The following is a 12,555-nucleotide window of genomic DNA, read 5'->3' on the forward strand; positions in this document are numbered from 1 at the left end:
TGCTTATGGCTATGGTAGAGCAGTAGCATATTATGATCTGTTCGGATTATTGTAAAAAGAGCTATACCAATCTTGTCTTCTAATGCACTAAAAACTTTTTCAAACTGCTCAACATCTATCTTTTGAGCTTCTTGCCATTCTTTTAATGCACTAAATACCTCTTCAAACTGTTTATAGCTCTTTTTACAATAATCCGAACAGACCGTAATATGCTACTGGCCTGCTATAGCGATAAACACATATCTTATCGCATTCGGACTATTATAAGAAAGGCTATAGCATCTATCTTTTGAGCTTCTTGCCATTCTTTTAATGCACCAAAAACTTTTTCAAACTGCTCAGCATCAATTTTTTGACTTTCTTGCAATTCTGTTACACCTAACCAATTGCACAAAATTCCTTTTACCATTTTAACCCCCTAGTTAATTAATATATTATAATTTTACATTCCCAATGTTTAAATTATTATTAAATTAACTGTCATTATGTATTGACCTTTTAATAATTTTGTTTGACTTGCTTTTTGAAAGTGCGGAAACTTAAATTAAGGTGTTACAAGATTGTTATTCAACCAATATCTCTCTTTTCCCTGAGTAATTTGGAGCGCTGACAATACCTTCCTTTTCCATTCTTTCAACGATGTTTGCTGCTCTGTTATAGCCTATTCTAAGCTGCCTTTGAATGTAACTGGTTGAAACTTTTTGATCTCTTTGAATGATGGCCACTGCTTGGTTATAGAGGTCATTTTCTTCATCCTCCGTTTCATCGTGTGACTCTGTAGAAGAATTTTCATCTTCTTTAGTGATTTCCTCCATGTAGTTTGGCTCACCTTGCATTTTCAGATGATCAACTATATCTTGCACCTCATTATCACTTACAAATGGGCCGTGAACTCGAATGATCTTACCACCAGAGGCCATATAGAGCATGTCACCCATGCCGAGCAATTGTTCAGCCCCTTGTTCGCCAAGTATTGTACGGCTATCTATCTTAGAAGTAACAGCAAAACTGATTCTCGTTGGAAAGTTCGCCTTTATCACACCTGTGATCACATCCACAGATGGGCGTTGTGTTGCCATTATGATGTGTATTCCTGCAGCACGAGCCATCTGAGCTAAGCGTTGAATAGAGCACTCTATTTCTTTGCCGGCAACAAGCATCAAATCTGCCATTTCATCCACGATCACTACAATATACGGAAATGTTTCCATCTTGATCGGTATTTTTTCAAACAGAGGTTTGCCTGTTGTTGAGTTAAAGCCAATCTGCACAACGCGCTCCAATTCTATTCCACTATTCATCGCTTCTGTGATTTTTTGATTATAGTTTATAACATTGCGTACATTCAAATACGACATCATGCGATAGCGGTTTTCCATTTCTTTCACTATCCACTTAAGAGCGACTACAGCCTTTTTTGGCTCTGTTACTACTGGCGTTATTAGATGTGGTATTGCATCATATATTGAAAGCTCAAGCATTTTGGGGTCGATCATTATCATCTTGCATTCGTCAGGACTTAATCGATAAACGAGTGAAAGAATCATAGTGTTAATCGCAACTGATTTACCAGACCCTGTGGTTCCAGCAACGAGCAAGTGAGGCATTTTAGTTAGATCTGCAATAACTGGTTTTCCACTTATTTCTTTGCCAAGCGCAATTGGAAGATTTAAGTTTGCATTTTGGTATTCTGGTGATTCAAGCAAATCACGCAGCATTACAATTTCCCGTTCCTTGTTCGGCAACTCTATTCCCATAGCATTTTGCCCACGAATTATTGAAATACGTGCAGAGAGTGCACTCATCGAACGTGCAATGTCATCTGCAAGGCCAATTACTCTTGCAGATTTCGTACCAGCTTGTGGTTCAAGTTTGTATAAAGTCACAACCGGCCCATAGCATACACTGATAATTTTTCCTTGCACGCCAAAATCACTCAGGACTTGTTCCAGCAGAGATAAATTTTTATTGCTCTCCATTTCATTCAGCTGTTTTCTCTGCAAAGACTCCTCTGCTTTGGAAAGTAAATGAATGCTTGGAAATTCGAACTCACTGAAAATTTCTTTGGTGGCTTTTTTCTGTCTTTCTTTTGGTTGTTGTTTAGTAGTGATTTTAGTTTTATGTTTTTCTTCTACTACTAATGGTGCAACTGAATATTCAGCAGTTTTATGTGATCTGAAGAATGGAACATTTACAAATAAGCAAGCTATTTTTTTACATAAGAAGAATAGAGAGTAAATTGTTCTCTTCCAACCAACAGATCCTACAAGACCTATTAATGTTACTATCACAAATACATAAAACGGGCAGTTATTAACGAGTGCATTCCCTATTATTCCACTGTGTCTGTACCTTGCTGTGATGCCTAGCGAAAGTTGTGGTAATATAGCACATACCCCTAAATTGATTAATATTAAATAGAGAATTTTCAGCAGTATTTTTGCTGGCCTGAAGATCAACAAGTAAACTATGGTTGTAGCTATTGTAACACTAGTTAATCCAAGAAATTGAACCAATATATCAGCTAAATATGAACCTACTATTCCACCTAAATTTGTCACTTCCTCATTTGTAGCCGTGTTTAAGGAAGGATCTTTATAGTTATAGCTAAAAACTGATATATATATATATATTAAAAGGGATAGATATATTGCTGATTTTAGATATTTTTTTAACATCTACCTAAAGTAGTAAGCTACTGTATATTTTACAAAGTGAATTGTTATTAGCAATATCATTATAGATAAATCTAATCCGCTGAACGGTGGTATATATCTTCTAATAATCTTTAGTGGTGGATATGTCAATTGGTTCAAGATGTGCATTATGCTACTGACAGTTTCATTATATATGTTCACCATATTAAGTTTAACCAGCCAGTTTAGGACAACCCAACATATTAGAATGAAGCTATAAAGATCAAGTAACGTATTGAGTAGATATATGATTGGATGCATACATATCTATTACACGAAAGTTATATAAAAGACAAGTATTTAGCCTTTTCAAACTCAAAATGTTGTTTTTTCTGAACCAAAAAAAACTTCATTTTTTGAGCTGCGCAAAGCCACCTAAAGTAGAGAATGGACAAGGAAGGAGGGGTGTATAATATATATTAATGTTGATATTTATCTCTTATAAATATCATCTCTATGTCCTATCTCTGTGATAGTTATAGCTCTTTTTACAATAATCCGAACAGATCATAATATGCTACTGCTCTACCATAGCCATAAGCACATATCTTATCCTATTCGGACTATTGCGAGAAGTGCTATACTATATGATCTAATTGATTTACTCTGTAAATTACACGATAGTCACCAACTCTTAGCCTTCTACGTCCTTTTAAGTTATGATGTAGTGGTTCACCAAAATTTATTGGGTCAACTGTAAGACGTTCTTTTATAGCCTTTTGAACTTTTAGCCTTATTGTCTTTGGAAGGTTTGGTAAATCTTTTTCAACAACACTCTTTAGAGACTTAACCTTGTAACGCTCTAATCCCACTTAATATCTTCAAAATCAACTGTTTCTGCACCTTCAACATCACGCTCATCAGAAATTTTAGATACTAAAAAATCCTCCATTTCAAGCTCAACTGCTTCTCTAAATAGTTTTCCTGCTAATTCTTGAACGGGCTGTTTAGTAAATTCAGATAATTCAGCAAGATGCTTTAAAGTTTCTTCGCTAAGAGCTATGTTAATGCCTGAATTTGCCATATGTTTTACCAAAGCCCACTAATAATTATACAACATTTTTTTTAATTTTTCAATAAAGAAAGGAGTGGTGTATAAAAATATATTTAATGTTTCAGTAGGTCCAATATTCCCTCCTTGTAAATATTGTCCCTGTGTCCTATTGAAACAATAATTACTATACGTTTTACAATATTTACACGGTAGACAATACGATAATCATCAGCAACTTTTATTCTTCTATGTTCCTTTAATCTCTTGCGTAGCAACACACCGTTACCAATAGGATCAGTCTCAAGATACTCTTTTATTGCATCTTTAATACTTGGCTCTACATCTTCCGGCAAGGAAGGCAAATTTCTTTTAAGAACATGCTTTAGATATTTAATGGTGTACTGCTTATTTCCAGATGTCTTCACTATCCTCTACTTCTTCTGCATCATCAGAATTTAACTCCCTAATAATTTTGGAAAATGCAATATCTTCCGCTCCAAGTTCGATTGCTTCCTTGACTAGCTTTTCTGTTAATTTTTGAACAGACTGCTTGGTGGCTCTAGCTAGTTCAACAAGATGCTGCGAAGTTTCTGGGTTGAAAGTTACACTAACTTTTGAATTTACCATAAGCTTTACCAAAGTCTACTACTATAGCTATTTTACAACATTTTTTTTAATTTTTCAATAAAGAAAGGAAGGAGGGCTGTATAAAAATATATTTAATGTTTATCAAGTAGCCTTCTCATAAATGGTGTCTCTATGTCCTGCTGTAGCAACAAACACCTTATGTTTTGCAATATTTACAGTATAAATAATTCGATAATCACTAACCCTTATTCTTCTATACCCTTTTAGCCTGCCACGTAATGGTTTACCAAATTTAATTGGATCAGTTGTAAGCCGCTCGTTTATCGCTTTTGTAATCCTTGATCTTATTGTTTTTGGAAGATTTAGAAAATCTCTTTCAGTAAAGTTTTTTGAGTAGACAATATCGTATTTCAGTTTATGTCCTCTCCCTTTCAGATAGTACTGTGTTCCAGTCTACATCCTCACATTCCTTAATAGTTTTATATAACGCAATATCTTCTACTTCGCACTCGATTCCTTCGATGACTAACCTTTTTGCTAGTTCTTGAACGGATTCCTTGGTGATTTCAGCTAACTTAGTAAGGTTATGTGAAGTTTTTGGGTCAAAAGTTATACTAATTCCTGAATCTGTCATATGTTTTACCAAAGTCCACTGATAATTATACAACATTTTTCTGAATTTTTCAATAAAGGAAGTTGATGATATGTAAGAAAAATTTTGCCACCTGCGTTAATAAATAATTAAAGATTTAGCATATTTATCTACCCTCTATTCTATTACTTAAGTTAGACCACTTTTTTCTATTAATATTTTTTGTTTATAAAGATGAGCAGTTACTCATCACGCAGTTGATCTATGGATATAATACTACCGTTTGATAGTTTTTCAGTACATTTTTCACTTTTGTATTCTTTATCAGAGTCGATACTGATTTTGTCAAATATTAAAACATCTCCTGAAATTTTATCACGAAACTCACTAATAGCAAAAAACGGTATAGTAATTCGCTCTTGTTTTCCTTGAAAACTCAAACTGACGCTAAATTTATCCTCAGAAACTTTTAAATCATAGAATTGATGCTGTAATATAATAAGCATTTGAGTAGGGTATGACTTTTTCAAACGATCTGGCATGGTCACACCATTAAAATATGTGAAAAATAATATTTCTAAGTGAGGGATAAAACCATTACCTGATATAACATCTAAAGTCTTTTTGATAACTTGAAACTTAGCAGAATTAAGCAGTTTTTTGTAATCTGTTTGCTCCATATAACTTTCACATACGTAAATTTTGGGGGAACTTCTGTTACCCGGCGTTCCCTAAACCGTGCTTTAGTAATAAACCGGTTGTGCTAAATTAAGCAGCAACACGATATTCTTCAGCAGCAAAATTATCGTTTGCATTTAAATTATGAACTCTTAGAGGTGGTGTCTAACCGAGCAAAGCTACCATCTTTACTATGCATGTCGATCCTTAATCGCCCCCGTATAATTAAAAAACATGGTGGAGGCGCCGAGTACTGCCCTCGGGTCCAATACACCTATTACAAGGTAATTTTATTGCTATAGTACACAAAATGTACATAGCTATTATATAGCAACATTAAATAAATGTCAAGATATTATGACCTTAAGTTGATTTATTGCTAAAACAAAATTAATATTTCCAGTAAAAAATTCTGTGCTCTTAACCTGACACATATGGCTTTTTGAATACTCCCAATGAAAATATTTATAAATAAATATTTACTCTTCTTTTTTATTGTTTTTAGGTTTTTCTTGATCAACCATTTCTCCACCGATCTCTTTTATTTTTAGTATCAACGACTCTGGTACATACATGTCAATTACTTCTTCTGCTGTCACAAATAAAGCCTGATAAGAGTGTGAATTTATTATCCAATTAGGCAATATGTCTTCTGCTTCTATTTTATACTCTCCCTCTTTTTTGTCATATACTGTGTAGCAATATAAGTGCACAGCAAAAAATAATACATAAGAGAGCAATATTCCTTTAAGCACTCCGAGAAAGATTCCAGTAACTCTATCGATAAACCCCAACCTTATGGGTAATAATATGTACATTAGCCAGTTATTTATTATCATGAATATAAGATTAAGTATAATAAATACAGAGATTGTAGAAAGTATGTTTAGTGTAACTTTAGAATCAAAATATTTACTATAATTTGGAGTGAAAAAATCATAGTGATTAGCTGTCAGAAAGACCGATAAAAATAGAAACATTAGTGCGCACAGCTCTTTTATAAAGCCTCTAGTTACCGAGATTATTACGCATAGAACAACAATGAAGATAATGAGGCTATCGAAAAGCATGTTTTATATCTATATGGTTTTCAAGATATAATAGTTGTAAATAACAAGGTTGTAAAATTAATTGTATTTATGCTGCATCAATTGATCTAAATACCTAGCGATCATGTCAATTTCTAAATTCAAATAATCATTTACTTTGTTGTACTGAAAAGTTGTATTTTCCCATGTATATGGAGTGATATTTACTGTAAATTCCTGATTAATAACTGAATTCACTGTGAGGGAAACCCCATCTAGTGTAACGGAGCTTTTTTTTGCAACAAATTTAATTAATTCTTGTGGGCACGATAGTTTGATTTCATGAGAATCTAAATTTTGATTAATTGTTAAAAATTTTACTATCCCATCAACATGACCCTGAACCAGGTGGCCATCGATCTTATCGCTTAATCTCATTGCTTGTTCGAGATTTATTTTTTTTCCTATTCTCCACGTATTTAAGTTAGCAACCTTCATAGTTTCTTGAGATGCTTGGACTGTAAATATATCGCTCATTATATCAACAACAGTTAAACACACACCAGAGCAAGCTATTGAATCTCCTTTATTTATAGAGGATAAATTTTGTGTCTTGATATGGAAAATTTGATCAGAGTTGGAGTGAGTGGTAGTATCAGTTATAGTCCCGATATCCGTGATAATTCCTTTAAACATATGGTGAAAATAAATAATTTTACCATGAAAGATCTCTTAGGACAACTTGTTTACATTTTGGGTAAGTTTAAATGCGAGAAGGAGATTTGTTCTGTTCAATAGATTCTATAGAATATTCAGAATATATAAAGCGAGCTAAATTCAAAATACACAGCGCGATTAATATTGGCAACCCTATGTTCAATGCTAACCCAATACTTTCGATTTTTTCTGGTGGCACTAATCCTTTTAACATTGACACTTTTCCTAATGGAAAATGCCATAAGCAAAGTGTTGATGCAGATGCTACTATTATAAATAGACAAAAATAAGCCTTTTTTGAGGAAAATACAGTTTTTAACGGTGATTTGAGTGTAATGTTAGTAGGTGGTAGAGTTTTAGCTTCATTTGTTGCTGGTGAAAGATCTTTAATTGGTAAATGGTTTGTAGATTTATGAGGAGTATTTTCATGTTGTGGAGAAGGTTGTTGTATATAAACACCTGAAACTAATTTAAGCAATTGCTCTTTTTTTCTATATACTTGTTTTTGTAAATATTCTTTACCTAAAAGTGAGTTACTAAGAGGTTGTGGCCTTTCGAGTATCTGTAATACTTCTGATATTTCGCCTGGCTCTAATATTGCATGTAATTGTTTATCTTGAAAGTAAACAATATTGAATACTGAGCTGAAAATATTGCAAAATGTTTCTGGATCTTGATTTTTGTATCCACTCATCACTTCAATAAATATTTTATCGAGTTTTTTCCCCCTGTGCTCAATTTGGTTATCTATCATAGCTACTCTAGCATCATTTTGTGCTTGTTTTATGGCTAATGGTTTTTCTTTCTCTGACAGTTCTTTGGTCTGCTTTTTTGACTTCTTTTTTCTGTTAGCCTTAAAATACTCTGTGTGCGAAGTAGTTTGACCGAAATCAGAAATAAGCATTGTGACGTCTTCTATTCTTCTTTCGTCGATTCCATCTTTTTGTGTTACCTTGTCCTGTTTTGTCTCTTGAAGTGTTGGATGGTAAGTCAAAGCCATCTGGTTTCGTATGGACAGTTTTGGTGGCTGTTGAAAGAAGAATTGTATTGTATTAAAAAAATTGGATAGCCGAAAAGAAGATCCAAACCAAAAAAAATTGTCACGCATTGCAGCAACAACTATTGGAACCCGCATCACTTGCTTTTTACTACTTGTTAAATTATAGCCAAACAGGCCTGTAACTGGTACGATTTGTTTATTTTGTGCATTTTTTTGGTTAGTTTCACTCTGTTCTTTTTTGTCTTCATTTTCAGTTTTTTCTGCATGTTGTAGCTTTTCATTTAGAAATAACTCGATTTGGTACAAGTTGTCCAGGTTAATGTTTTCAACGTCTGTTTGTAGCGTTATCGTTGTGCCCTGCAGAAGGATTTGAGGCGGAGCACTATTTACGAATTCTTCTACAGTTTTATAACTGTTAGTTTTACAGTAGTTATTATATAGTTCACTGCTTTCTTTGGGCACTTTTATGTTGGCTGTAAATTTTTTTTCCCGTGAAAGGCAGATTTTGAAAAAATCAATTAAAGGGTTTATTCGAAATAATCTTATATTAAAGGTGTCTTTATCTGTTGCTGTTAGCTCAAATGAAAATTTTTGTATATTGCTTTCAATACTTCTCGAGCGAATAGCACTGATCTTAATTGTTTCGCTAGAAAATGCTTTACTTATGTTTCTGGATTTTTCCTTAAAGAGCTTAGGTAAATCCTCTATTTTATACTTATTCTTAGTTTCAGTGTTACTGTTGTGCATAGTTGATACAGCAAATTCATCAATGCAAAGGTAAATAAAAAAGATTAATTAGTCAATAAATTAATAATCAGAATAGGGCAATTTTTCGGATTGTTGATGATATTTAAAATTTCACTATAATGAAAGTTTAAGCCAGCGTTTTTAAGATGAATAAAGAGTTATTAGATGACATACTTTCACTTGAAGATAAAGCAGTTTCCAAAATTGAGAATGCTTCTTCTTTGCAAGATTTAGAAAAAGTTAGGCTATTATATTTGGGAAAAAATGGTGTAGTTAGAGCGTATTTTGATAACTTAAAAAAGATAGAAAATGCAGAGAAAAAGCGTGATTTAGGTGCAGTGATTAACGCTTTACGTGATAAGATAGATCATCTTATCATGAATAGGGAAAATGTGCTAAAAACAGAAGAAGTTAACTTTAAATTGCAGAACGAGGCAGTTGATATCACGTTGCACGTTAGACCAGAAAAAATGGGCAAGGTCCATCCACTCAGTAAGGTTATAAATGAAGTAAAGCTTATTTTTGCACATATGGGTTTTAAAGCAGTTGATGGCGCTGATATTGAAGATGAATTTCATGTATTTGATGCACTGAATACTCCAAGTCATCATCCTGCACGAGAGGAGCAAGATACCTTCTACTTAAAGAATAAAATAAACGATAAAAGAATGGTACTGCGCACTCACACTTCATCTGTACAGATTAGAACCATGGAAAAAACAAAGAAATTCCCAATTAAAATAGTAGCCGCAGGTAGAGTATACAGAAACGACTTTGATGCAACTCACACCCCTATGTTCCATCAAATAGAGGGGTTATATGTCGATGAGAATGTCAATATGGGCCAGTTAAAATTTACTATTCATCACTTCCTTAATAAGTTCTTTGGCGATAAAGGGCTGAAGATACGTTTTCGTAATAGTTTTTTCCCTTTTACCGAGCCTTCTGCGGAAGTGGACATAAGTTATAAAGGTAGTAAATGGATAGAAGTACTGGGATGCGGTATGACGCATCCAAATGTATTTCAAAATGTTGGAATAGACCATACTAAATACAACGGTTTTGCGTTTGGCATTGGTATAGAAAGGCTTGCAATGCTAAAATATCAAATTAGCGACTTGAGGAGCTTTTATGACAACAAAATCAGCTGGCTTGATCATTACGGTTTTCATTTTTCATCTTTAAGATAAGTGATAAGTAAAACTCATACGTTCGTTATACTTGCTGCAGGGCATGGCAGGCGGATGAATTCAGATTTGCCTAAGGTCCTACACAAAATAGGCAGTTTTTCCATGCTCCAGCATGTCATTTACAATGCAAAACAGTTAAATCCTGAAAATATTGCTGTTGTAGTTGATCAGCCTTTAATTGAAAGACTAAAGTGTTTTAAGGATATACAGTTAATTACACAAGAATTAACACTTGGCACGGGAGATGCGGTCAAAACTGCGATGAGAAACATAAGAGAATTGCCAGATTCAAGCATAGTTGTTGTGCAGTATGGGGATACTCCGCTCATAAAAAGCAGCACAATAACTAAAATGATTAGTTATTTAGAAGGCAAGGCTCTAGTTTGCCTAGGTTTTAGGACAAGCAATAAAGAATACGGTAGGTTAATTACTGAGAATGGTTCCTTAAGAGAAATCGTAGAAGCAAAGAGTGATAAAAATAATCATGAAGAATTTCTTGCAAATGCTGGAATAATGGTTGCATGTGCAAAGAATTTACGTGAATTGGTGGAGAAAATAGAGTGCAATAGCTCAACTCATGAATATTACTTGACCGATATAGTTTCCATTGCAGTGAAGAGTAATTTAAATGTCGGTTACGTTATTACCGGTGGAGAAGAAGCAACGGGAATAAATAACAGAAATGACCTTATAAAAGCTGAGTTTTACTTTCAAGAAAATAAAAGAAAAATTTTTACCGACTCCGGAGTAACGCTTGTTGCACCAGAGACTGTTTTCTTTTCTCCTGATACGCAAATTGCCAGAGATTCAGTTATTTACCCATATGTTTTTTTCGGTACTGGAGTGAAAATAGAGTCTGGTGCGAAAATACTGCCATTTTCGCATTTAGAAAACTGCTTAATTAAAAGTAATGCTGAGGTCGGTCCATTTACCAGAATAGGCGGAAACACAACAATTGGTAATAAGGCAAAAATAGGAAATTTTGTGGAAGTGAAAACAAGTGAAGTTGGTCAAAACACTAGAATAAAACACTTAAGTTATATAGGAAATGCTAAAGTAGGGCAGGAGAGTAATATAGGAGCAGGCACTATTGTTTGTAATTATGATGGGAAAAATAAACATGAAACGAATATAGGGAGCAATTGCTTTGTTGGCGCCAATAGCTCACTAATTGCGCCGCTTAATATTCATGATGAATCTGTAATTGCAGCAGGTAGTGTTATAGTTGAGGATGTACCAGAAAAAAGCCTTGCAATAGCAAGAGAAAAGCAAGTAACTAAGAGAATAAAGTAGTCTAATTTAATTATGTTGTTGTGTCATTTTTAATATTAGACTTCTTGCATAACCATATAACAAACTTTTATTGGGAATAGAAACAAAAAAACTTCCTTGACAAACTCCGCCAGCCCACTTATCATAACCATAAGCGTCAAGTTAAGGAAATAAAGGTATGAAAGAGATAGAATAATAAGGTATAAGTTCTCCAAGATATACTTTTAGTGAGAGAACCAATGAATAAAATAACTTGCTTATCAAAAAAGCTCAAAGAATTTTTTAATGAAAAAGCAGAGGAAATCTCAATTACAACAAGGTTTATAAAAAGAAAGAGAAAGCTAAAAGGTTCATCATGCGTAAAAGCCATGGTCTTGGGTAATATAGGAGTTGATAATTGTAGCGTAGAAACAATGTGTCAATTACTAAACGAGGACTCGATAGATATAACAAAACAAGGTTTGGATTTTAGATTTACTGAAGAAGCAGTGGAATTTATGAAAAGGATGTATAATGAATCTGTGATTCTCTTTAAAAATATCTTGCAAGTTGATTGCAAAATCTTACAGCAATTTAATAGTGTTAAATTATTGGACAGTAGCTATGTTACTCTACCTAACAGTATGGAAGAGATGTATAAAGGTTATGGTACTAGCTACAGTGGCTATGAAAGCAATACTAAGTCTGGAATAAAGTTACAATTAGTTTTCGACTACATGAATCAGATAATAGACCAACTTAATTTAACGGAGTGGGTAAGATCAGACCAGGGATATAGGAAACATTTAAGTAATATATTAAGCAATGATTTGCTAATATCTGATCTCGGTTATTTTGTGCCAAGTTCTTTTAAACAAATCAATGAAATAGGAGCTTATTTCATAAGTCGTTATAAATCCGATACCAACATATATGATGTAGAAACAAATCAAAAAATGGAGTTATTAGAATGTTTAGAGGATAAGTTATTTTTAGAAAACGAGGTATTGTTAGGAAAAGAAGCAAAAATTAGAGTAAGAATTATATGTCAGAAACTAACTGAAGAACAGTATA

Annotated in this window: 16 protein-coding genes and 1 other RNA gene; 3 read left to right on the forward strand and 14 right to left on the reverse strand. The window is 33.5% G+C overall.

Features of this window, described 5'->3' with window-relative positions:
• Positions 1–244 precede the first annotated feature (244 nt).
• The 14 genes from OZD68_RS05880 to OZD68_RS05945 all read right to left on the reverse strand — a co-directional run bounded on the left by OZD68_RS05880 (position 245) and on the right by OZD68_RS05945 (position 9,040).
• Complete coding sequence (locus OZD68_RS05880) at positions 245–409, reverse strand: hypothetical protein (RefSeq protein ID WP_182309762.1); 165 nt, start codon at positions 407–409, stop codon at positions 245–247.
• A gap of 154 nt (positions 410–563) precedes the next feature.
• Positions 564–2,678, reverse strand: coding sequence for an FtsK/SpoIIIE family DNA translocase (locus tag OZD68_RS05885; RefSeq protein WP_182309617.1), 2,115 nt, complete (start codon positions 2,676–2,678; stop codon positions 564–566).
• The gene (locus OZD68_RS05890) at positions 2,679–2,957 is read right to left on the reverse strand and encodes a YggT family protein (protein WP_182309616.1); all 279 of its coding nucleotides are present in this window, start codon (positions 2,955–2,957) and stop codon (positions 2,679–2,681) included.
• A gap of 317 nt (positions 2,958–3,274) precedes the next feature.
• Complete coding sequence (locus tag OZD68_RS05895; protein WP_182309615.1) at positions 3,275–3,508, reverse strand: type II toxin-antitoxin system RelE family toxin; 234 nt, start codon at positions 3,506–3,508, stop codon at positions 3,275–3,277.
• Positions 3,499–3,720, reverse strand: coding sequence for a hypothetical protein (locus OZD68_RS05900; RefSeq protein ID WP_006279415.1), 222 nt, complete (start codon positions 3,718–3,720; stop codon positions 3,499–3,501). Before OZD68_RS05900 ends, OZD68_RS05895 begins: the two co-directional genes overlap by 10 nt.
• Positions 3,721–3,803: 83 nt before the next feature.
• Positions 3,804–4,115, reverse strand: a complete 312-nt coding sequence (locus tag OZD68_RS05905) for a type II toxin-antitoxin system RelE family toxin (RefSeq protein WP_182309614.1) — start codon at positions 4,113–4,115, stop codon at positions 3,804–3,806.
• A complete protein-coding gene (locus tag OZD68_RS05910; protein WP_182309613.1) occupies positions 4,096–4,317 on the reverse strand; it encodes a hypothetical protein in 222 nt (73 codons plus the stop codon). The genes OZD68_RS05905 and OZD68_RS05910 overlap by 20 nt, the downstream gene beginning before the upstream one ends.
• Positions 4,318–4,419: 102 nt before the next feature.
• Positions 4,420–4,713 (reverse strand): type II toxin-antitoxin system RelE family toxin, encoded by a 294-nt coding sequence (locus OZD68_RS05915; RefSeq protein ID WP_306700832.1) that lies wholly within the window; start codon positions 4,711–4,713, stop codon positions 4,420–4,422.
• A complete protein-coding gene (locus tag OZD68_RS05920; RefSeq protein WP_006279413.1) occupies positions 4,694–4,912 on the reverse strand; it encodes a hypothetical protein in 219 nt (72 codons plus the stop codon). The genes OZD68_RS05915 and OZD68_RS05920 overlap by 20 nt, the downstream gene beginning before the upstream one ends.
• Positions 4,913–5,112: 200 nt before the next feature.
• The gene (locus tag OZD68_RS05925) at positions 5,113–5,550 is read right to left on the reverse strand and encodes a ClpXP protease specificity-enhancing factor SspB (RefSeq protein WP_006279412.1); all 438 of its coding nucleotides are present in this window, start codon (positions 5,548–5,550) and stop codon (positions 5,113–5,115) included.
• Between the two features lie 23 nt (positions 5,551–5,573).
• Positions 5,574–5,903, reverse strand: a transfer-messenger RNA (tmRNA) gene (gene ssrA, locus OZD68_RS05930).
• Between the two features lie 124 nt (positions 5,904–6,027).
• Positions 6,028–6,618 (reverse strand): CvpA family protein, encoded by a 591-nt coding sequence (locus tag OZD68_RS05935; RefSeq protein WP_015588828.1) that lies wholly within the window; start codon positions 6,616–6,618, stop codon positions 6,028–6,030.
• A gap of 57 nt (positions 6,619–6,675) precedes the next feature.
• A complete protein-coding gene (locus tag OZD68_RS05940; RefSeq protein ID WP_151808045.1) occupies positions 6,676–7,272 on the reverse strand; it encodes a riboflavin synthase in 597 nt (198 codons plus the stop codon).
• Positions 7,273–7,339: 67 nt separating this feature from the next.
• Positions 7,340–9,040 (reverse strand): hypothetical protein, encoded by a 1,701-nt coding sequence (locus tag OZD68_RS05945; protein ID WP_182309612.1) that lies wholly within the window; start codon positions 9,038–9,040, stop codon positions 7,340–7,342.
• 146 nt (positions 9,041–9,186) lie between these two features.
• Here OZD68_RS05945 and pheS point away from each other — a divergent pair, with 146 nt between their 5' ends.
• From pheS to OZD68_RS05960, 3 genes are all read left to right on the forward strand, one after another.
• Positions 9,187–10,230 carry a phenylalanine--tRNA ligase subunit alpha gene (pheS, locus tag OZD68_RS05950; protein ID WP_182309611.1) on the forward strand — a complete coding sequence of 348 codons (1,044 nt, stop codon included), beginning with the start codon at positions 9,187–9,189 and terminating at the stop codon, positions 10,228–10,230.
• Positions 10,231–11,523 (forward strand): bifunctional UDP-N-acetylglucosamine diphosphorylase/glucosamine-1-phosphate N-acetyltransferase GlmU, encoded by a 1,293-nt coding sequence (gene glmU, locus OZD68_RS05955; RefSeq protein WP_182309610.1) that lies wholly within the window; start codon positions 10,231–10,233, stop codon positions 11,521–11,523. It abuts the gene before it with no gap.
• Between the two features lie 218 nt (positions 11,524–11,741).
• Positions 11,742–12,555 (forward strand): IS4 family transposase (locus OZD68_RS05960; protein WP_275008717.1); only part of this gene is annotated, 814 nt, incomplete at its 3' end.

It is taken from the genome of Wolbachia endosymbiont of Drosophila bicornuta (assembly GCF_028982105.1).
GTDB lineage: Bacteria > Pseudomonadota > Alphaproteobacteria > Rickettsiales > Anaplasmataceae > Wolbachia > Wolbachia pipientis.